This is a genomic window from Aestuariimicrobium ganziense (genome assembly GCF_015352975.1).
Classification (GTDB): Bacteria; Actinomycetota; Actinomycetes; order Propionibacteriales; family Propionibacteriaceae; genus Aestuariimicrobium; species Aestuariimicrobium ganziense.
The window spans coordinates 174,309-193,199 of record NZ_JACYIZ010000004.1 but is presented as its reverse complement, the minus strand read 5'-3'; the positions used below and the strand labels follow the sequence as shown (position 1 = coordinate 193,199).

The 18,891-nt window shown below is 69.4% G+C and carries 19 protein-coding genes, 1 tRNA gene, 1 other RNA gene and 1 pseudogene; 10 read left to right on the top strand and 12 right to left on the bottom strand.

All coding sequences use genetic code 11. The features are described 5' to 3' along the window. Nucleotides 1-30: 30 nt before the first annotated feature. From IE660_RS09060 to IE660_RS09025, 8 genes and pseudogenes are all read right to left on the bottom strand, one after another. Nucleotides 31-2,064: a hypothetical protein gene (locus IE660_RS09060; protein WP_203568035.1), complete on the bottom strand. Its 2,034-nt coding sequence runs from the start codon at nt 2,062-2,064 to the stop codon at nt 31-33. A gap of 198 nt (nt 2,065-2,262) precedes the next feature. Further along, nucleotides 2,263-2,892, bottom strand: a complete 630-nt coding sequence (gene recR / locus IE660_RS09055) for a recombination mediator RecR (RefSeq protein WP_203568034.1) — start codon at nt 2,890-2,892, stop codon at nt 2,263-2,265. Beyond that, nucleotides 2,892-3,209 carry a YbaB/EbfC family nucleoid-associated protein gene (locus tag IE660_RS09050; RefSeq protein ID WP_203568033.1) on the bottom strand — a complete coding sequence of 106 codons (318 nt, stop codon included), beginning with the start codon at nt 3,207-3,209 and terminating at the stop codon, nt 2,892-2,894. Before IE660_RS09050 ends, recR begins: the two co-directional genes overlap by 1 nt. A 149-nt stretch (nt 3,210-3,358) precedes the next feature. Continuing rightward, nucleotides 3,359-5,758, bottom strand: coding sequence for a DNA polymerase III subunit gamma and tau (locus IE660_RS09045; protein WP_203568032.1), 2,400 nt, complete (start codon nt 5,756-5,758; stop codon nt 3,359-3,361). Continuing rightward, nucleotides 5,748-6,092, bottom strand: a pseudogene (locus IE660_RS09040) (DUF418 domain-containing protein); the annotation flags it as partial. The pseudogene IE660_RS09040 and the gene IE660_RS09045, both read right to left, overlap by 11 nt. Before the next feature lie 120 nt (nt 6,093-6,212). After that, an RNA gene (gene ffs, locus IE660_RS09035) (signal recognition particle sRNA small type) lies at nt 6,213-6,303 on the bottom strand. Between the two features lie 112 nt (nt 6,304-6,415). Continuing rightward, entirely contained in the window at nt 6,416-6,733 is a 318-nt protein-coding gene (locus tag IE660_RS09030) for an FG-GAP repeat domain-containing protein (RefSeq protein WP_203568031.1), read from the bottom strand. Beyond that, nucleotides 6,708-7,220 (bottom strand): hypothetical protein, encoded by a 513-nt coding sequence (locus IE660_RS09025; protein WP_203568030.1) that lies wholly within the window; start codon nt 7,218-7,220, stop codon nt 6,708-6,710. Before IE660_RS09025 ends, IE660_RS09030 begins: the two co-directional genes overlap by 26 nt. A gap of 183 nt (nt 7,221-7,403) precedes the next feature. On the opposite strand from IE660_RS09025, the gene IE660_RS09020 reads away from it, so the two are divergent. The 6 genes from IE660_RS09020 to IE660_RS08995 all read left to right on the top strand — a co-directional run bounded on the left by IE660_RS09020 (nt 7,404) and on the right by IE660_RS08995 (nt 9,809). Then, nucleotides 7,404-7,787: an SHOCT domain-containing protein gene (locus tag IE660_RS09020; RefSeq protein WP_203568029.1), complete on the top strand. Its 384-nt coding sequence runs from the start codon at nt 7,404-7,406 to the stop codon at nt 7,785-7,787. Then, complete coding sequence (locus IE660_RS09015) at nt 7,787-8,077, top strand: hypothetical protein (RefSeq protein WP_203568028.1); 291 nt, start codon at nt 7,787-7,789, stop codon at nt 8,075-8,077. Before IE660_RS09020 ends, IE660_RS09015 begins: the two co-directional genes overlap by 1 nt. 643 nt (nt 8,078-8,720) lie before the next feature. After that, a tRNA-Ser gene (locus IE660_RS09010) sits at nt 8,721-8,808 on the top strand. Nucleotides 8,809-9,020: 212 nt separating this feature from the next. Beyond that, complete coding sequence (locus IE660_RS09005; RefSeq protein ID WP_203568027.1) at nt 9,021-9,317, top strand: hypothetical protein; 297 nt, start codon at nt 9,021-9,023, stop codon at nt 9,315-9,317. Next, nucleotides 9,314-9,604: a hypothetical protein gene (locus IE660_RS09000; protein ID WP_203568026.1), complete on the top strand. Its 291-nt coding sequence runs from the start codon at nt 9,314-9,316 to the stop codon at nt 9,602-9,604. The genes IE660_RS09005 and IE660_RS09000 overlap by 4 nt, the downstream gene beginning before the upstream one ends. After that, nucleotides 9,597-9,809: a hypothetical protein gene (locus IE660_RS08995; protein WP_203568025.1), complete on the top strand. Its 213-nt coding sequence runs from the start codon at nt 9,597-9,599 to the stop codon at nt 9,807-9,809. Before IE660_RS09000 ends, IE660_RS08995 begins: the two co-directional genes overlap by 8 nt. Nucleotides 9,810-9,878: 69 nt before the next feature. Here the strand turns inward: IE660_RS08995 and IE660_RS08990 are convergent, their stop codons facing one another. Next, a complete protein-coding gene (locus tag IE660_RS08990; RefSeq protein WP_203568024.1) occupies nt 9,879-10,901 on the bottom strand; it encodes a Gfo/Idh/MocA family protein in 1,023 nt (340 codons plus the stop codon). A 3-nt stretch (nt 10,902-10,904) separates the two neighbouring features. Further along, entirely contained in the window at nt 10,905-11,747 is an 843-nt protein-coding gene (locus IE660_RS08985; protein ID WP_203568023.1) for an aldo/keto reductase, read from the bottom strand. A gap of 224 nt (nt 11,748-11,971) precedes the next feature. Here IE660_RS08985 and IE660_RS08980 point away from each other — a divergent pair, with 224 nt between their 5' ends. The 3 genes from IE660_RS08980 (at nt 11,972) to IE660_RS08970 (ending at nt 16,608) form a co-directional block, all read left to right on the top strand. After that, nucleotides 11,972-13,810: an ABC transporter ATP-binding protein gene (locus tag IE660_RS08980; protein ID WP_203568022.1), complete on the top strand. Its 1,839-nt coding sequence runs from the start codon at nt 11,972-11,974 to the stop codon at nt 13,808-13,810. After that, nucleotides 13,807-15,591, top strand: coding sequence for an ABC transporter ATP-binding protein (locus tag IE660_RS08975; protein ID WP_203568021.1), 1,785 nt, complete (start codon nt 13,807-13,809; stop codon nt 15,589-15,591). The genes IE660_RS08980 and IE660_RS08975 overlap by 4 nt, the downstream gene beginning before the upstream one ends. Before the next feature lie 309 nt (nt 15,592-15,900). Next, a complete protein-coding gene (locus tag IE660_RS08970; protein ID WP_203568020.1) occupies nt 15,901-16,608 on the top strand; it encodes a lysoplasmalogenase in 708 nt (235 codons plus the stop codon). A 71-nt stretch (nt 16,609-16,679) separates the two neighbouring features. Here IE660_RS08970 and IE660_RS08965 read toward each other — a convergent pair whose 3' ends face one another. After that, nucleotides 16,680-18,134: an MBL fold metallo-hydrolase RNA specificity domain-containing protein gene (locus tag IE660_RS08965; protein WP_203568019.1), complete on the bottom strand. Its 1,455-nt coding sequence runs from the start codon at nt 18,132-18,134 to the stop codon at nt 16,680-16,682. 80 nt (nt 18,135-18,214) lie between these two features. After that, entirely contained in the window at nt 18,215-18,505 is a 291-nt protein-coding gene (locus IE660_RS08960) for a PIN domain-containing protein (protein ID WP_203568018.1), read from the bottom strand. A gap of 89 nt (nt 18,506-18,594) precedes the next feature. Between IE660_RS08960 and IE660_RS08955 the strand changes: the two genes are divergently transcribed. After that, nucleotides 18,595-18,837, top strand: coding sequence for a hypothetical protein (locus IE660_RS08955; protein ID WP_203568017.1), 243 nt, complete (start codon nt 18,595-18,597; stop codon nt 18,835-18,837). Nucleotides 18,838-18,891: the final 54 nt, after the last annotated feature.

Sequence of the window (18,891 nt, the reverse complement as noted above, 5' to 3'; positions counted from 1 at the left end):
CCTCGGGACCGCGATCGTGGCCTGGCGCACCTACTGCTGGTCGCTCGGCCGGTGCGGCGGGGTCGGCTGGGACTCTGGCAGGTGCTGAGTCGGTGGTGTCGAGTGCGACTGCGGGTATGGCGGCGGCGTCGCCTGCGACTGTGGGTACGGCGGCGGCGTCGCCTGCGACTGTGGGTACGGCGGCGGCGTCGCCTGCGACTGCGGGTACGGCGGCGGCGTCGCCTGCGACTGCTGGTGCGGCTGGTGCGGCTGGTGCGAGTACTGCGCCCGGTGCTCCTGCGGCACCGCTCCCGGGGCCTGCGCGAACGCCTCCGGGTGCTGCTGCGTGGCAGCGGACTCCGAGGCCGACGCTGACTGTGCCTTCTTGCGTCGCGAGAGCAGCAGCAGGATGCCCACCACGGCCCCGACCAGAACCAACGCCAGGGCACCGACCAGGATCCAGCCGGCCATGTTGCCCGTGGATGCCACCACGGACAGCCGCACGGGCTCCTGCCTCGACAGCGTCTTCAGCGTGATGGTGCTGCCGTTGATCGAAGCACCCGCGGGGACCGAGCCCGGCTCGATGGTCATGTTGCTGGGCAGCGTGATCGTCCACGACACCTCCTTGCCGACCTGCGAGCGGTAGACCTGAGAGCTCAGTCCGAGGTTGCCGGTGAGTCGGTACTCCTTCGAGAACATCCCACCCCCGTCGGTCTCGACCAGCGACACCCACGGGGCACCGTCGGGGAGCGAGACGATCTCGCCGAGCCGGCGTCCCAGGTCGCCCAGCGAGCTGCCGGCGACCGTGGTGGTGTAGACCACCACGTCGTCCCCGTCGGCGACCTCGATCGAGCCGACCGCAGCCGGCGGGGTGAGCATCTGCTGGAGTCCCTCGCCGAGCGCCTTGGCGTCAGCGGCCGGCACGGCGTACTTGGTCACCATCGAGCCGCCCTCGTCGCCCTTGATGTCGACCGCGACGTCGATGCTGCTGAACGAGACCGGACGACGCATCTGCAGCGGTGCCTGTGGGCTCATCGCCACGGCCTGCTTGTCATCGATCGTGGTCGGCTGCGAGGGCGACTGCCATCCCTCGGGGACGACGACGAAGCTCCTCACGGCCGCGTCCCTGAGGCAGATGGCGCTGCACTCGGCGGAATCGACCACCGTGGTGAGCATGGTCATCGGCACCTCGGGATCAGGGCCGGACGAGATGGCGAAGTCGGTCGACTCGGAGGTGAGTGCGGTGTTGGTCTTGGCCTTGAGGTCGTCGGGCGACGAAGCCTTGAACACCATCCGCCAGGTCGTGTCGGTCGAGGCCGGCGGGGTCAACTCCCCGCCTTCGGGAGTCGACTTCTTGAAGAACTCGTCGAACCCCTTCTCGTCTGCGGCGTAGCTGACCCGGGGGAGGTTGTAGATGATGGTGCGGGTGTACTCGTCGGTGCCGAGTCCTTCGGTGACGACGGTCACTGAATCGAACCCGAGCTCCTGGACGGTGTTGTAGCGCATCTGCGAGCCCGCCGGGTGCTTCACCCCGTCGATCTCGACGTTCGAGTTCCCCAGCTCCATGATGTTGGACTTGTTCTCGTCCGAGACGGTGCCCGTCTTGACCAGGGCGTTCACCAGCCACTGGAACAGGTCGGTCGAGGCGAAGTTCTCCTTCAGCTCAACACCCTTCTTGAAGACCGAGTTGTAGACCTTCAGGGTGACCTGCACCTCGCGGTCGACCACGTTGCCGGCGCCCAACACCGCAATGACCTTCGAGGTGTAGTCGGCCTCGTCGGTGAACGGGATCTGGAAGGAGTAGACCGTCGACCCGGTGTCGACTCCACGCGACATGCCGGAGTACTTCATGGCGGCCGGGATGTTCTTCTTGATCACCCCGTCAACGGCTGGGGCGCCACCCTTGACCTTCTCCATGTCGTCCTTCGACACGGTGATGGTCATGGCGCGAACGCCCGAACCATCGTCCTTGAGGGTCAAGACGGTGTCGACCTTCCCGCCACAGGCGGTCAGGAGCAGCAGGACCATGGTGAGCATGACGGCAAGCAGTGGCTTGCGGCGGACGCGGGCCGTCGTCGTTGACATGGGGAGTGGGCCTCTCGGCAGATTGGCGTGGCGAGGTCTGTTCCGACAGTGTGAACAGCTCTTCAGACTTCTTGTCTGCCGGACAGGCTAACACCGTTCCCACCCCCCGGGGTGGGGGTCCGGCCCTCTTCAGCCAACCGTCAGCCAACGAGTGCTGCACCCCTTGCCCGAACGGTCACTGGGTCGGCAGTGGCGCAGTCAGGACGCTCCGCCCGCACCGGCTTCGACCGGTGGGTTGAGCACCACCCGGCCGTCGAAGGCGCGTCCCAGGGTGACCTGGTCGGCGTACTCGAGGTCGCCACCCACCGGCAGCCCGCTGGCCAGCCGCGAGACCCGTACCCCCATCGGGACGAGCAGCCGCGACAGGAAGGCCGCGGTGGCCTCGCCCTCGACGTTGGGGTCAGTGGCCAGGATGACCTCTTCGACGGTGCCGTCGGCCAGCCGCTGGCACAGTTCGCGGATGTGCAGGTCGCTGGGGCCTCGTCCGTCGATCGGCGAGATTGATCCGCCGAGCACGTGGTAGAGCCCACGGAACTCGCGGGTGCGCTCGATCGCGATGACGTCCTTGGACTCCTCGACCACGCAGATCGAGGTCTGGTCGCGGCGGGTGTCACGGCAGATCCGGCAGCGCGACTCCTCCGAGACGTTGAAGCAGATGTCGCAGAACTTGGCGCGCGCCTTCACCTCACGCAGCACGTCGGCCAAGTGGTTGACCTCTTCGGGCGGGGCATCGAGCAGGTGGAAGGCGATCCGTTGGGCACTCTTGGGACCCACACCCGGCAGGGTGCCGAGTGCGTCGATGAGTTCCTGGAGCGCGCCCTCGTACATCACAGACCGAGCTGTCCCAGGTCGGGCATGGCCGGCATGGCGGCGGTGGCCCTGTCCTGCGCCTGCGTGGTGGCGTCACGGACGGCGGCGATGACAAGGTCGGCCAGGGTCTCGGTGTCGTCGGGGTCGCAGGCTTCGGGCTTGATGGTCAGCCCGATGAGCTCACCGGTGCCGCGCACGGTCGCCTCGACCAGGTCACCGCCGGCCGATCCGGTGAAGGTGGAGTTGGCCAGTTCCTGCTGGGTCTGACGCAGCTGGGCCTGCATGGCCTGGGCCTGGGCCAGCAGGCCGCTCATGTCCATTCCCTCGGGGAACATCGCATCGTCCTCTCGTCAGGCCCTCGGGCCTCGGGCGTCCATGGTGGTGGACGAGTGTGCCAGGCAGCCTACGCGGCCGCGGGCCGGGTGCCGGGCTGCCCACGCGGGTTCCGCGCTGAGCGCAGCGCGCCGGATGGGGGCCGGCTGGCTCAGCGGTCCTCCTCGGCGATGAGTTCCGCGCCGAGGTGCTTCACGATCAGTTCCGAGGCTGAGCCGACGCCGTCGTCGAGCACCACGTCGTCGGGGTCGGCGAGGTCGTCGCCCTCCTCGTCGGTCTCGGGTTCGGTGGGGGCGGTCGACATCGGCCTGATCTGCTCACGTGCTGCGGCGCCGTGGGACGACTGCCGCGGCCGTTCGGTCTCAGTGGGCTCCCCCGTCGGGCTCGACGGGGGGCCCGGACTGTCGGGTGACTCCGGGGAGTCGGGGCTGCCTCCCCTCTGCGCCGGCGGGGTGGGCTCCCTCGGGGTGGACTGACTGGGCCCGCGGTCGGCTGCGGGCTGGCCGGTGGGGGCGCCTTGTCCGCCACGGTCGGGGGCGGTGCCAGGGCCCGCGCTGTGGTCGCCGCCGTCGACGATCGGGACGATGGCAAGGTCAGCGCTGAGCACCTCGACGATGCAGTCGCGCAGAATGTCGCTGCTGCCGCTGGAGTTGAAGTTCTCGCGGGCCCCCGGGTTGGAGAAGCCGAGTGTCAACGCACCGCCCTGCACGTCGAGCACTTGGGCGTGCTGGGTGAGGATCATCCACGTGAAGCGGCGCCGCCCCTTGACCGCCTCGAGCACCTGCGGCCACTGGCTGCGCACCCGGGTGACATCGATCGCTGCAGGGTCACCACTGGGACGAAGCGCCGCGGCGGGCTCGGGGGTCGGTTCGGGCGCAGGGGCCTGCGCCATCGCGGGACGCTGGGTGCGCCGCTGGGGAGCGGGCGTCTCGGCCGGATGATCGTCGGGGCGCGCCGGCGGGCCGGCCTGCTCGGTGGCCGGGTGCGTCGGTGCGGGGGGCGCTGCCTCGGTGTCGGTCCACTGCTGGCGGGGGGCGGCGGGCTCAGCCGTCTGGGGACGCGGCGCCACGGCGACACCGGTGTCGGCGATCCGGCGCTCGAGCCGGTCGAGCCGGGCATGCACGCCGCGCTCGTCCACATCGGCACCCGGCAGCAGCACCCGCGCGCACATCAGTTCCAGGTGCAGGCGTGGAGCGGTCGTCCCCCGCATCTCGGTCAGCCCTGTGGCGATCACCTCGGCGGCCCGGGTCAGCTCGCCCGGACCCATCCCCTGGGCCTGCACGGCGAGGCGTTCGGCCTGGTCAGCCGCCACATCGATCAGGCCGGAGCTTACCGCGTCTGGCACGGCACCGACGATCACCAGGTCACGCAGCCGGCGCAGCAGGTCCTCGGCGAAGCGTCGCGGGTCCTGACCGACCTCGATGACCTTGTCGACGGCAGCGAACACGCTGCGGGCGTCGCCGGCAGCGAAGGCATCCATCACCTCGTCCAGCAGCGCGTCGGGGGTGTAGCCGAGCAGCGCGGTGGCCTGGTGGTAGCTGACGCCGTCCTCGCCGGCGCCACCGAGCAACTGGTCGAGCACCGACAGCGAGTCACGCACCGAACCGGCGCCGGCGCGGACGACCAGCGGCAGCACGGCCGGGTCGATCGCCACTCCTTCGGCCTCGCACAACGTGCCCAGGTAGGCGGTGAGCACCTTGGGCGGCACCAGCCGGAACGGGTAGTGGTGGGTGCGCGAACGGATCGTCCCGATCACCTTGTCGGGTTCGGTGGTGGCGAAGATGAACTTGACGTGCGGCGGAGGCTCCTCGACCAGCTTGAGCATCGCGTTGAAGCCGGCCGTGGTGACCATGTGGGCCTCGTCGACGATGTAGATCTTGTAGCGGCTGTGCACCGGGGCGAAGAAGGCCCGTTCGCGCAGGTCACGGGCATCGTCGACACCACCGTGCGACGCGGCGTCGATCTCGATCACGTCGATCGACCCGCCGCCGCCACGGGCCAGGTCGCGGCACGACTGGCACTCACCACACGGGGTCGGGGTCGGGCCCTTCTCGCAGTTCAGCGCCCGGGCGAGGATGCGTGCCGAGGTGGTCTTGCCACACCCGCGCGGGCCGCTGAACAGGTAGGCGTGGTTGACCCGGTTGTTGACCAGGGCCCGCTGCAGGGGCTCGGTGACGTGCTCCTGGCCGATGACGTCGTCGAAGGTGTCGGGGCGGTACCGGCGATAGAGCGCGAGCGGGGCTTCGGGCAGCTCCTGCCGGGGACCGCGATCAGGCGCCGGTGGCGGGGCCAGACCACTAGGTGGCAACTCGGCAGGTGGCAGCTCGGCAGACGGCCGTTCGGCGGGCGCCACATCTTCGGTCGGCGCGGTCACCTCGGGCAGCGGGGCGTCGTCCTCGTCCTCGTCGACCGGCTCGGACGAACCGTGCACGTCATCGATCTGCCCGGCGTCGTCGTCACCGAAGAGCCCCGGGCCGTCCTGGTCGTAGAAGTCGTCCTCGAGGTCGGGGTCGGAGTCCAGACCGAGGTCGAGCTCGTCGTCAGCTGCCACACAGGCACTCTAGTGAGGCCTCCTGACAGATTCGACCCGTCGGCCAGACCGGCGACCCGACCCGGCCACACTCAGGCACCGCGCCGCGACAACGGCCCGGCCTTTTCCACAGCCACTCGAGCAAGCCGAGCGAGAACCGGCGAAGCCACCGGTGGGCGAACGCGACCACGAGCACGGCCACCACCACAGGGCCCGCGATGGCCACCGGCACCCGCCACTGCCCGAGGTCGGCAGCCAGACCCAGGCCCCAGCCGTAGAACAGGAACCCTGCGACCAGGTTCGGCAGCAGGTAGCAGCTCAGTGCAGTCCGTCCGACCTCGATCAGGCGGCGGGCGGTCCAGCTGTTGACGGGGTGGCGGTGGCGAGGGCGGCCGAGTCACAGCGGATGCCCGCCGAGCGAGCGGCGTCGATCATCGACGGTGTGCTTGGACGCGCTGGTCGCCATCCGGGCATGAAAAGGCCCCCGCGCACCCGGTAGAGCCCACTGACCCTTGCTGTCTTCCGACCCTGGGGGAGTTGGGTGAGGTGCCGCCGCACGGGGGTTGCCAACCAGTCTAGTGGCGATCGGCGGGTGCCCCAAACGGGCGGCGCGCCAAGGTCGGCGACTGCGGCGTGGCTGATGGGGCGCTGCGTGTTCAGCGCCCCACCAGTCGTCCATCAGGCCATGAGACGGAACTTGTTGGCGTCGGCCATCACCACGCGCGGTGTCTGGAACCATCCGGTCGAGGTGCTCGGGTAGAGCCGAAGGGTCCCGTCCACGTTTCGGCCGATCAGATCGAGACGACCATCGTTGCTCTGGTCGCCTGGGACGAACACCGGACTGTAATGCGCCCAACCACGCCCGACCTGCACACCGGCTGCCAATGTGCCGTTGGCAGCTGACGTGTAACGCCAGAGGGTCCCGTCGGCACGAATCGCCATGACATCGCTTCGGCCATCGCCGTTCACGTCACCGACGCTGAAGAGCTCGCGCATCCCTTGCCAGCGCCATCCGATCTGCCCGACCGCGGTCAACCCTGAGCGCGTGATCCGGTAGCGAATCAGCCCTATGCCTGAGGTCGAGCGGGTCGGCCGCGGCATAGGCGAAAACGACCAGCGCCAAGCTGGGTGAGGGGCGCGCCACCGGACCCCGGCAGACCATGGCCAGGCCCAGCACCACCGCCACCAGCACGGCCGCGAAGGCAGGTCCGTCGGCGATCAGGTAGAGGGCGATCGCGACCATGCCCCCCACCCAGGCCCAGATCGGACGCCACCGTCGTCCGAGCAGGGCCAGTGCGGCGAGCAGTGCTCCCGCCACGGCCAGGGCCGGCGGGTCGATGCCGGACGTGTCGACCCGGCCCGGCCCGCGGTCGCGACCAGCGCCGTCCAAGCCCATCGCGTGCGCGCCCACCCAGACCACGACCATCACCCAACCCGTCGCGACGGCGATCAGGGCGTCGACCACCCAGCGCGTGGCGGTCATGACGCCACGGTGCGGGGTCGAAGGAGCCGGCGAGGTCACGCCCCCGAGACTACGCAGCGAGGGTGCGTGTTCGCGTCGTCGCAGGGGCGCATCGTGGCCTACGTCATCTGACGTAGATCTGGGGTGGCCAAGATCGTCATCCGGGCCGATGAACGCGAGGTGGCGCGAACGAAGACTGGGGTCATGACCATCTTCGAACTGCCCCTGCGAGGGGCGCACCACATGGGCCCGGGTTTCGGCGGGTTCCATCTGCTGCAAGGGCTGCTGCTGCTGTTGGTGGCCGGCATCGTCGCGCTGCTGGTGCGGGGACGCATCGGACCCGTGCGTTGGGTCCCACGCGGACCTGCCGGCACCGGCCCGCGCTTCGGACCCGGGCCTGCCGGCCAGGGCCCTGACAGTGGGGGCCCAGTCGGCTGGGCCACTGGCGCCAGCCGACCGCCGGAGGACACCGCCTTCGAGACCCTCAGGATGCGCCTGGCCAATGGCGACATCACCCCCGATGAATATCTGGAACGCACCTCGGTGCTGCGTCGTCCGCAGCCGCCGACCGACGAACGGAGCAACTGATGTGGATCCTGGTCACCGCCGCCGTACTGCTGATCGTGCTGGCCATGAAGGGACGCCTCGGTCCCCTGATCTGGGAGGGACGACCTGTCGCGGCCGGCGACACCCACCGCGGTCTGGGCAGAGGACCCTGCGGACGCTGGGCCGGCGCACGGCCCGACGTGGGTGCCGACGCAGGTGCCGACAGCCCGCCTCGCGAGTCGGCCGAGTCAGTGCTGGCACGGCGGCTGGCCGACGGGGAGATCACCCCTGAGGACTACCTCGAGCGCAGCTCGCTGCTCAACGAACGCTGATTGCCGGCACAGCTGAGGACAACAGCCACGCACCCGGAGCCCCCTAGGTGAGGGTCTCCGGGTGCGTGCCGGTCTGAGCAGCAGGGTGGGCCGTGGTCGAACGCCAGGGCGAGCCACGGTCACCGCCCCCGGCCTGAACGTGAGGTCGGCACCGACCACCCACTCGGCCATCGAGCAGACCCTGCAGAGGACACGCACCGTGACCCTGACCTGCTAGGTCGACGGACCCCGGGCCGATGGCAGTTCCCGGTGGTACAAGTACGACACCGAGGGCAATCTCTCGTTCTGGGTGTCTGGCTCCGGGCTCGGTTCGGTGAGTTCATCCATCAAGGCGTGCGGCAACACCCCCAGCGCGCCGGCCGTTCAGGGGCGCACCACCGCCGACCTGAACCGACATGTGAGCCCCGAGCACGCGGGACGCCAGCGCTGGTGTCTTCAGCGAGGGCACCACGGTCAGGATCGTCTGCCAGCTCGAGAACCAGGGCGTCGGTGGCAACAAGCTGTGGTACCTGTCCAGTGACGGCACCTGGCTGTCGGCTCGCCTCGTGCAGAACACCGTGGGTGGCACCCCGATCTGGTGCACCAGAACGAGGTGACGCCGAGGGTTCGCCAGTGACGCTGACGAGCCGGTAAGCTCCGCTGCGGAGGATTCGCCTAGAGGCCTATGGCGCTCGCTTGGAAAGCGGGTTGGGTTCACGCCCTCACGAGTTCGAATCTCGTATCCTCCGCCAGCACCGATCCCGCCCTCACCCGGGGCGGGATTCGGCATTTCAGGGCAGCGTTCGACGCTCGTGCGACCCCGCTGGTGTGGTTGAGTCCGCACATGGCTCGCGTCGAGGTTCGTCCCACCACCAGGTCGCACATGGCAGCTGTGCTCGACCTGATCGCCGAGGTCGAGGCCGACACCCTGACCGCCCACCCAGCGTAGCCACCCACCGATCCGATGGCGGTGCGCACCGCACTGTCTGAGGCACTGGCGGGCGAGCACGGCGTGGTGGCCCTGGACGGGTCCGACGTGGTCGGTGCGCTCACCTTCACCGGACCGTTCCACCCCTTCCACGGCGACCACTGCGGGGTGCTGGCCGGGCTGCACACCAGCGCAGTGCGCGGCGACGACCGCGACGCGACCTTCACCGAGATGTTCCGCACGGCTGCCGCACACCCCGACTTCGCAGCCGTCGACACGTGGACGATCACCACCTACACACACGACGGTGACCTCGCCCGGGGCCGACCATGAACGGCTTCGGGGCCCGGCTCGCAGACTCGGTGATCAGGCTCGAGCAGATCGAGGACGCCGAACTGCATGCCGCGCTGACCATCGATGAGGTGTCGGCCCAGGACGCCGTCGAGGTGCTGGCCCTCAAGCAGGGTCTGGTCGACCACCTGGGTCGTCCGCCGATCTGGTTGAGCGGGTTCAACTACACCGAAGAGAACCTGACCGAGATCTCGTTCACCCCGTACACCACCACCTGGCAGCGCCGAAGTGACCGGCCGCTGGGCGAACTACCATGGCGCCATGGCTGAGATCCGCAAGTTCACCCCGGCAGCAGGCGGGACGATCGCCCAGGCACTGGCCAAGGCGATGGGTGAGACCGTGCGTCCGGTCACCCCTGGAGCCCCGCCCAAGCCCGGCCCCGAGGACGAGCCGATTGATGAGCGCGAGTCTCCCCTGACCCAGGTGAGTGTGAACAGCCAGTTCCTGGTGGCGCCAAAGCCCAAGACCGACTGAGGACGCTGATCGTGTAGGAGCACCTGCGCGAGGTGTCAAGATCACGCTGCCCCTCGTCCCGGACGACCCTCAGCCGCGGTGCCGCACCGCCACCCGCTGGGCCTCCAGCGCCAGCCGGCACACCTCGAAGGTGTGCTCCTGTGAGGCGGCGGTCCTCGTCCCCTCGGCGACGTCGCGGACGATGTCGGCGTAATAGCTGAGCGGTCGTCCCGAGCAGTCCTCGCGGTGCACGCCCTCGGCGTCCACCCAGATCAGGTGGTTGCCGCCCTCGGCTCCGGACACGTCGACGTACTTGCGGATCTCGAGGTAGCCCTCGGTGCCCAGCACGAGAAGTCGTCCATCACCCCAGGTCGGCAGCCCGTCGGGGGTGAACCAGTCGACCCGGATGTAGCCGCGCGCACCATCGACGCCGCTGAGCACCATCTCGCCGAAGTCCTGGAAGTCCGGGTGCTCGGGGTGGGCGTAGTTGCCGACCGCACTCGAGACCACCTCACCGGACTCCGATCCGGTGAACCACAGGAACTGGTCGATCTGGTGGCTGGCGATGTCGACCAGGATGCCTCCGTAGCGGCGCTCGTCGTAGAACCAGTCGGGACGACCCCCTCCCCCGGCCAAGTGTGACGCCTCGCGGTGCGGACCCAGCCCCAGGGTCTGGACGACTCGTCCGATCCGGCCCTCGCGCACCAGTTCGCCGGCCCGGGCCACCGCGGGCACCTCGAAGCGTTCCGAGAAGGTGACCGACCAGAATCGTCTGTTCTCGCCGACCGCTCGACGCAGCTCGTCCAGTTCGTCGAACGAGATGCATCCGGGCTTGTCAGAGACGACATGCTTGCCGGCGCGCAGTGCCGCCAACGAGATCGAGGCCCGCTGGTCGGGCGCCGCAGCGATCACCACCAGGTCGATGTCGGGGTCGGCGATCACCTCGTCGACCGCGCGCACCGGCACTCCCTGGGCCTGTGCACGGAAGGTCCGTGCGACCGGGGAGTCGCCGTCCAGGGTGGCACTGGCCACGAGTTCTGCCCCGGCTTCGAGCAGGCCCCTGGTCTGGCCGAACACGTGCGGGTGGTCGAGCCCGACCGCAGCGAACCTCATGGCTCAGTGGCCGGCGTTGTCGGAGTCGACGACCTCGGCCTCGGCGCCCTTGCCGAGTCCGGTGACCTGGGCCATCTCATCGTCGGTCAACTCGAAGTCGAAGATGTCGAGGTTCTCGGCCATCCGGCCCGGGTTGGACGAGCGCGGGATCGCGACCAGCCCCATCTGGTGGTGCCAGCGCAGCACGACCTGGGCGGCCGACTTGCCGTGGCGCCCGCCGATCTCGGCCAGCAGCGGGTCGCCGCGCAGGGCGCCGTCTCGTCCGCCGATCGGGCTCCACGACTCGGTGACCATGCCGTGCTCGGCTGCCCAGGCCCGTGCGTCGGCACGGTTGGCGTAGGGGCTGAGTTGAATCTGGTTCAGGTCGGGCACGATGCCGGTCTCGTCCAGCACCCGCTGCAGGTGGGTGGGCTTGAAGTTCGAGACTCCGATCGCGCGGATGGAACCATCGTCCAACAAGGCCTTGAGCCCCTTGACCGCCTCGACGTAGCGGTCCTGGTCGGGGTTGGGCCAATGGCACAGGAACACGTCGATGTGGTCGACGCCCAGACGCTCACAACTGGCCTGCCACGCCTGCCGGACGCCATCGACGCTGTGCCAGGCCTTGTTGAACTTCGAGGTGATCAGGATTTCGTCGCGGTCCAGGCCGGACTCGCGGATGCCCTGGCCGACGGCCTCTTCGTTCTTGTAGTTCTCGGCGGTGTCGATCAGGCGGTAGCCGGCACTGATGGCGGCCTTGACCGCAGCAACCGCGTCGTCGCCGAGGATCGAGGCGGTGCCCAGGCCGAGCGCGGGCAGATTGAGTCCGTTGAGCAGCGTGACAGTGGGAACGGTGGGGGCAGTCATGTGGCCACTGTGCCAGCCTCCCGAGCACCACACTGGAGTCTGAGCACCAACGTTGGTGCACGAACTCGAGTTTGGTGCGGGGAACGCCCCCTCGGGGTGGAGCGCTGACAAGTCGATTGACACCACCTCGGCCCCCACCTAGCGTGGCCGAGGCCCCGCCGCGAGCCGAGCCACCCGAGCCCCGGCCGATGGGCTCAACCCCGACCGACCCCACAGGAGGCGCGATGGTGCTCTATCGCCACCTGTTCCGGCTGTCTCCGGTGGCCACCGTGCTCGCGCTGACCCTCACCGTCGCCGACGCCGCCGCCACCGTCGTCCTGCCGTTGCTGCTCGGACGAACGATCGGCTCGCTCTCGGGCTCGTCGATCGCCACCTCGCTGTGGTGGGCAGGCGCGCTGATCGGGGTGATGCTGCTCGCCGAGACCGCGCAGAAGGTCTCGAGCATGGCCCGGGAGTTCATCGTCCGCCGTGCCGAGAAGGACCTGCGGATGCGCAGCGCCCACAGCTTCGTCCGCGACCCGTCGCTGACCGCACCGGAATCACCCGAACTGACCGGTACCGCGAAGCGGCTCACCGAGTCGATGTGGCAGTTCTCCAACGGCTGCGGCAGCGCCGTCACCTACCTGCCCGGCGGCCTGCTGAGCCTGGCGGGCACCACGGTGGCGCTCGGGGTGGTGTTCTCTTGGCCGTTCGCGCTGTTGTTGTGCGCGGCGGTGGTGGCCCAGGTCTGGATCATCACCAAGGTGGTCTCGGCCCAGATGGAGGTCTGGAGCGACAACACCGAGCCACAGCGGCACGCCGGCTACGCCCTGGAGCAGTCGCTCGGCCCGGCCGCCAAGGAACTGCGGATCTTCGGCCTCGGCAGCTACCTGATCGACCGCTACCGCGAGAACTACCTGATCGCGCTGCGGCCGTGGTGGCGCAAGCGCTGGGGCTACTCCGGCCAGCACCTGGCTGCCGGTGGGGCCCGGGTGGTGCTGATGGTCGCCGCACTCGCTTGGGCTGCCCAGCTCACCCAGACCGGACGACTCGACGTCACCGGGTTCACCACTGCCGCCTCGCTGGTCATCACCTTCGGCGTGCTCGACATCTGGGGTTTCACCACCGTGCGCGCCGCGGTCACCCGCCTGGGCTGGCTCGAGGAGTTGTCTCCGCCGGCCGACTCCGCGGTGGTCGCCGAGATCGAGCAGGGGCGCCGTACCGCGCCCACCACCGTCTCGGCACCTGCGCCCGAGGTGGTCTTCGAGGACGTCAGCTTCCACTACCCCCGCCAGGACAGACTCGTCCTCGAGCACCTCGACTGGCGCCTGCCCGCCGGCCAAGCCACCGCGCTGGTCGGCGTCAACGGCGCCGGCAAGTCGACCCTGGTCAAGCTGCTCACCGGAGGGTTCCGCCCGACCTCGGGACGCATCCTGGTCGACGGGGTCGACCTGGCCACCTTGGACGAGGAAGGGCTGGTCGCCTGGCAGCGCCGGATCGCGCCGATCACCCAGGACTTCGTCCACCTGCCGCTGTCGGCCGGTGACAACGTCGAACTCGGCACCGGACGACTGTGGTCGGGCTCGATGCGCGGGGACGACCACCCCCACGACACCCTCGACGCGTTGGCGAACCGGGCTGGCCTGGTCGACCTGGTCGAGCGGCTCCCCCGCGGCTGGGCCACCGTGCTCGACAAGACCTTCACCGGCGGCACCGACCTGTCCGGCGGCGAGTGGCAGCGGATCGGACTGGCCCGCGCCCTGCGCGCGACCGAGGTCGGGGCCGGGCTGCTCGTCCTCGACGAACCGGCGGCGGCCCTGGACGTCGAGTCCGAGGCGAGGCTGGTGTCGAGCTACCTCGACCTGGCCTCACGGGCGACCTCGCTGCTGATCTCGCACCGGTTCTCGGTGGTGCGTCCGGTGCCGACGATCTGCGTGCTCGACGGCGGACGGATCACCGAGCAGGGCAGCCACGAGCAGTTGATGGCACTCGGCGGCGAGTACGCGCACCTGTTCACCTTGCAGGCCCAGCGCTACCTCGACGGCCACGACGTCGACGACGACCTCGAGGAGGTCGACCAGTGACCGCCCTGCGCATCATGTGGCTGTGGGTGAGCCTGGCCTTCCGCGCCACCCCGTGGCTCGCCACGTTGCTGAGCCTGAACGCGGTGGTGGCTGCAGCGCTGGCGCCGCTCACCTCGCTGGGGCTCGCGATGGCGATCGGAGCTGCGACCACTGGCTCGTCGCTGTGGCCCGGTCTCGGGCTGGCCGCAGGCGTGCTGGTGGTGGGGACGATCCTGGCCAACATCGCTCCACCGGCCGGCGACACCGCCGACGAGAAGATCATGATCCACGTCGCGCAGGACATCATGCACATGGTCACCGGCATCGGCTCGATGGGCCACCACGAAGACCCGGCTCTGGCCGACCGGATCGGGCAGTTGCGCCGAGAGATCTGGCAGATCAGCGGCATCTACCGCGCGCTCACCTTCGTCGGCACGGTGGCCGGGACGATCACCGTCGGGACGCTGCTGGTGAGCATCCACCCCTTGATGCTCGGACTGCTGCTGATCGCGCTGCTGCCGACCGGGCTGAACACCTGGTTCGCGGTGCTGCAGCGGCGGCTGTGGAAGTCGAAGGAGCCCGAGCGACGTCTGGCCGACAAGCTCACCGAGCTGATGTGGACTCCCTCGGCCTCGGTCGAACTGCGCAGCTTCGGGCTGGGTCCGGTGCTGCTGCGGTTGTCGGGGCAGGCCTACGACGAGGAGCTTCGTCCGCTGCGCCGGCTGATGGTGCGCAGCGCCTGGATCGTCACCGCCACCAGCATGCTGGCCTGGGCCTGCTACCTGGCCGCACTCGCCTGGCTGGTGGTGCGCGCCCACGACGGGCTGGCCTCGGTGGCATCGGTGGCGCTGCTGGTGATGATCGCCGGACAGATCCGCACGACGGCGGCGAGCATCGCCATGAACGCCAACATGGTGATCGACGCCCTCGACACCTTCGGGCGCTACCAATGGCTTCGTGACTACGCCCGACGCCACGACTGGAGCGGTTCGACCGCCCAGCCACCGGCGCGGTTGAGCCATGGGATCACCGTCGAGGACGTCTCGTTCGCCTACCCCTCGGACGCCCACAACCAGCGCACCGCCCCCAGCCTCGACCGGGTCTCACTGGAGTTGCCGGCCGGCACGACGGTCGCGTTCGTCGGCGACAACGGGGCGGGCAAGTCGACGCTGGTGAAGCTCTTGGCCCGGCTCTACGACCCCACCGAGGGACGGATCCTGGTCGACGGCACACCGCTGGACGAGATCTCGCCCGACGCCTGGCGGGCCCGGATCTCGGCCGGGTTCCAGGACTTCGCTCGGCTGGAGTTCCTGGCGGTCGAGACCATCGGCGCCTCTGACCTGTCGGTGGACGAGCGCGCGCCGATCGAGGAGGCCGCCCGCCACGGTCAGGCCGATGTGGTGATCGACTCGCTCCCGTCGGGACTCGACACCCAGTTGGGCATGCAGTTCGAGGGTGGGGTCGGGCTCTCGGGTGGCCAGTGGCAGCGCCTGGCTCTGGCCCGGGCGATGCTGCGCAAGCGGCCGCTGTTGATGCTGTTGGACGAGCCGACGGCCGCCCTCGACCCGGAGGCCGAGCACGCCATCTACGACCGCTACGCCGCGGCGGCCCGCGAGGTGGCCCAGAGCACCGGCGGGGTGACCGTGCTGGTCAGCCACCGGTTCTCGACCGTGCGGATGGCCGACCTGATCGTGGTGTTGAGCGGTGGCCGGATCGTCGAGCAGGGCAGCCATGCCGAGTTGCTGGCCGCCGGCGGACGCTACGCGGAACTGTTCCACCTGCAGGCCGACGCCTACCGCTGACCCTCTTTGGCAGATCGAGCAGGGCGCGTGGCACGAGCGTCTCGAGACCACGACGGTCACCGTCCGGCGCCGAAGGCCACGCCGATCGTCGACGGGCATCGCATGCAGTGCCCGCCCACGATCATGGTGCCCCTCACGCTGAAGCCGTGCCCGTCGAGCCGAGGAGCCGGGGGCTCGAGCGCCGACACGCTTCACCCGAAAGGGTCCCCCTTTGATGGTTTCGTGCCACGCGATCGCGAAATCGGGCCGAAATCGGGGCAAATCCTCGATCGCGTGGCACGAAACCATCACCGCCCTAGGCTGACCTGCATGCGCCGCCCCTCTGCCCCAGCGCTGATCGGCTGCCTCGCGTTCGTGGTGGCGTCGATCATCCACCTGGGCATGCTCGTCGCTGGTGCCGAGGGATCTACCGCGCGGGTCAGCCAGGGCAGCCTGATGCTGACGCTGGCGATCTGGGCACTGGCACCGCTGCCCCAGGGGCGAGGTCTGGCGCCGCGTCCATTTCCGGCCTGGTTCGCGCTGGGGATGGCCGCTGCCATCGGGTTCAGCTGGCTGGGCGATGTCGGGCCGGCGTTCGCACCTGACGGGACCGGCTTCCTGACCATGGTCGGGTTCTTCTTCCTCGCCCAGGTGGCGTGGATCGCCACCTTGTTCCCCTGGCGTCGGCACTCGATACTGACCGGGTCGAGGCGACCTCTGGTGCTGGTCTACCTGGTCGCCGCGGGCACGGTGCTGGCGCTGACGGCCTCCGGGGCAGGGTCACTGGTGTGGGCGGTGGTGCCCTACGCGGTGGTGCTCGCCGCGACGGGAGTGCTGGCCACCGGGCTCGGCTGGCGCGGCACCCTCGGCGGCCTCCTGTTCATCGTCTCCGACGCCCTGATCGCGATCTACACGTTCCGCCCGAGCACCGATCCGGGCGAACCCACCCGGGCGCTGGTGATCATGGCCACGTACTGCCTCGCGCAGGGGTTGCTGGTCTGGGGTGTGCGGCTGGCGCTGCAGGTGGGACGGCGCTAGACCAAGGAGGGCGTGGCGGTTTCGACACGTCCGCTCGTCTCTCGCGGACCACTCGACCGACCGGGCGAGCGTCACTCCCCCGGGCGCTCGGGCTCCCCGCAGATCAGCGGCTCCTCACCTTCTTCGATCGTCACGGGCTCGGCCTGGTCAATCCGGATCACCTCGCCGTGTCGGGCCACCACCACGGTGAAGCCCAACTCGTCCTCGATCCGCTTGGCGAACACCGGCGCCACCTGCGGGTCGCCGTGCACCAGATGGACGCACTCGGGCTCTCGTCCCAGGTCACGCAGCCAGTCGATCAGGTCGGACGCATCGCCGTGCACCGAGAACTCGTGGTCGCGCACGATCTCGGCCTTGACCTTGATGTGGCGTCCGTTGATCTTCACGGTGCGCGCGCCGTCCTCGAGCGCCCGTCCACGCGTGCCCTCGGCCTGGTACCCGGTGAGCACGACCGTGTTGCGGGGGTCCGGAAGCAGCCGGGTGAGGTGGTGCAACACGCGTCCGCCCTCGGCCATGCCTGAGGACGAGATGATCACCGCCGGGCCGCGGAACTCGTTGATCCTGCGTGACTCCTGCCCGGTCCGCGTCTCACGGATCCTGGGCATGCCCTTGAAGTCGGCCACCGTGATGCCATCGGCCAACTCGTCCAGCGAGGTGTCCTCGTAGACGTCCAGCGCCGCCAGCGCCATGGGCCCGTCGACGAACACCGGCACGTCGGGGATTCGTCCCGCGCGGTAGGCGTCGGTCAGGAACTTCAGGATCGTCTCGGTGCGGTCGATCGCGAACGCCGGGACGACCACCTGGCCGCCACGGTCGATCGTCCGGTTGATGGCGTCGACGAAGTCGGTGTGGGGCAGGTCGGGTTCGGGGTGCTCGCGGTCGCCGTAGGTGCACTCCATGACGATGTGGTCGGCGGGCTCGGGGACCGCACGCGGCTTGAGGATCGGGTGGTCGTGTCGTCCCAGGTCGCCGGAGAAGACGATGTCGGTGCCGGGAGCGGTGACGTGGATCGAGGCCGACCCCAGGATGTGCGCGGTGCGGGTCCAGCGGGCCACGATGCCATCGCCGAGGTCGACGTCGGTGTCCCAGCCGACCTCGCGGAACAGCGGCAGGGTCTGCTCGACGTCCTCGAGGGTGTAGAGCGGCAGCGGCGGGTTGTGCTTGCTGAAGCCGCCCTCAGCGTGGTCCTTGGCCTGGTTCTCCTGGATCTTGCCGCCGTCGCGCAGCACGATCTCGGCCAGTCGGATCGTCCCCTTGGTGGCGTGCACCGGACCGCGGAAACCCTTCTTGACCAGCGCCGGAAGGTAGCCGACGTGGTCGGTGTGGGCGTGGGTGAGCAGCAGGTCGGTGACCGTCGACGGGTCGACCGGGAAGTCGGCCCAGTTCTCGTCACGCCAGCGCTTCTCGCCCTGAAACATGCCGGCGTCGATCAAGATCCTCCGCTCCCCTACGGTGAGCAGGTACTTCGAGCCGGTGACGGTGCCGGATGCGCCGTAGAAGGACAGGGTCACGGGAACGCTGGTCATGGTTCCAGTCAAGCACCGCGAATGGTCGCCAGGGGCGATCCCGGCTGGTCAGCGCACCCTCCGCGGCAAGTTGACCGCAGTCAACGTCGGGCGGACGACACCGGCGCCCCGGGCAACGCCAGCAGCGCCCGGTCGCTGGTCAGCAGGGTGGCGCCGTCGACCAGGCACTGCGCCAGCAGCATCCGGTCGAACGGGTCGTGGTGGGCCACCTCGGGCAAGTCCTGCAAGGCGAGGGCATGGTCGCGCACCTGTTCGTCCTCACCCTCGAGCATCGAGATCGGCGGACCGTGGGTCCACCCCTCCACCCCGAACACCACGTTCTGACCACGGTTGACGACGAGTTCGACCCCAGCACCCCGATCTGGCTGCACCTGGTCAATGGCTCGGCCTGGCCCGGTACTTCTTCGCCGCCGGCGGGGGCAGCGAGTCGTGGATCAACAAGCTGGGCTTCGGTGGCGTGGTGCTGGCCTGGTTCCTCTGCCACCTGGCGCAGCAGGCGGTGGCGATCGCCGGCTTCTTCCTGCCCCTGAACTTCATCGTGGCCGCCGATGGTCTGCACTGCACCCCGACCTGGCTCGACCTGTACAACTCCGACACCCAGTCGGTTGTCCCGTTGGGCGCCTTCCTGCTGATGTGGCTGCTCGCGCTGGTCGCGATGTGGCGCTCGCAGGTCTCGTTCGACCGCAAGGTCGAGCTGCGCTGAGGTCCACCGACGAACAGCCCGGCATGAGCCTCTGACAACCTGGGCGGCCCGTGA

Excerpts from the sequence above, each read along its gene's own strand:
- IE660_RS08990 (WP_203568024.1), bottom strand. The coding sequence starts at position 10,901 with ATGAGGTTCGCTGCGGTCGGGCTCGACCACCCGCACGTGTTCGGCCAG.
- IE660_RS09060 (WP_203568035.1), bottom strand. The coding sequence starts at position 2,064 with ATGTCAACGACGACGGCCCGCGTCCGCCGCAAGCCACTGCTTGCCGTC.
- IE660_RS08985 (WP_203568023.1), bottom strand. The coding sequence starts at position 11,747 with ATGACTGCCCCCACCGTTCCCACTGTCACGCTGCTCAACGGACTCAAT.
- IE660_RS09000 (WP_203568026.1), top strand. The coding sequence starts at position 9,314 with ATGAACGGCTTCGGGGCCCGGCTCGCAGACTCGGTGATCAGGCTCGAG.
- IE660_RS09025 (WP_203568030.1), bottom strand. The coding sequence starts at position 7,220 with ATGACCGCCACGCGCTGGGTGGTCGACGCCCTGATCGCCGTCGCGACG.
- IE660_RS08995 (WP_203568025.1), top strand. The coding sequence starts at position 9,597 with ATGGCTGAGATCCGCAAGTTCACCCCGGCAGCAGGCGGGACGATCGCC.
- IE660_RS09050 (WP_203568033.1), bottom strand. The coding sequence starts at position 3,209 with ATGTTCCCCGAGGGAATGGACATGAGCGGCCTGCTGGCCCAGGCCCAG.
- IE660_RS08965 (WP_203568019.1), bottom strand. The coding sequence starts at position 18,134 with ATGACCAGCGTTCCCGTGACCCTGTCCTTCTACGGCGCATCCGGCACC.
- IE660_RS08970 (WP_203568020.1), top strand. The coding sequence starts at position 15,901 with ATGCGCCGCCCCTCTGCCCCAGCGCTGATCGGCTGCCTCGCGTTCGTG.
- IE660_RS09030 (WP_203568031.1), bottom strand. The coding sequence starts at position 6,733 with ATGCGCGAGCTCTTCAGCGTCGGTGACGTGAACGGCGATGGCCGAAGC.
- IE660_RS09015 (WP_203568028.1), top strand. The coding sequence starts at position 7,787 with ATGTGGATCCTGGTCACCGCCGCCGTACTGCTGATCGTGCTGGCCATG.
- recR (WP_203568034.1), bottom strand. The coding sequence starts at position 2,892 with ATGTACGAGGGCGCGCTCCAGGAACTCATCGACGCACTCGGCACCCTG.
- IE660_RS09020 (WP_203568029.1), top strand. The coding sequence starts at position 7,404 with ATGACCATCTTCGAACTGCCCCTGCGAGGGGCGCACCACATGGGCCCG.
- IE660_RS09005 (WP_203568027.1), top strand. The coding sequence starts at position 9,021 with ATGGCGGTGCGCACCGCACTGTCTGAGGCACTGGCGGGCGAGCACGGC.
- IE660_RS08980 (WP_203568022.1), top strand. The coding sequence starts at position 11,972 with ATGGTGCTCTATCGCCACCTGTTCCGGCTGTCTCCGGTGGCCACCGTG.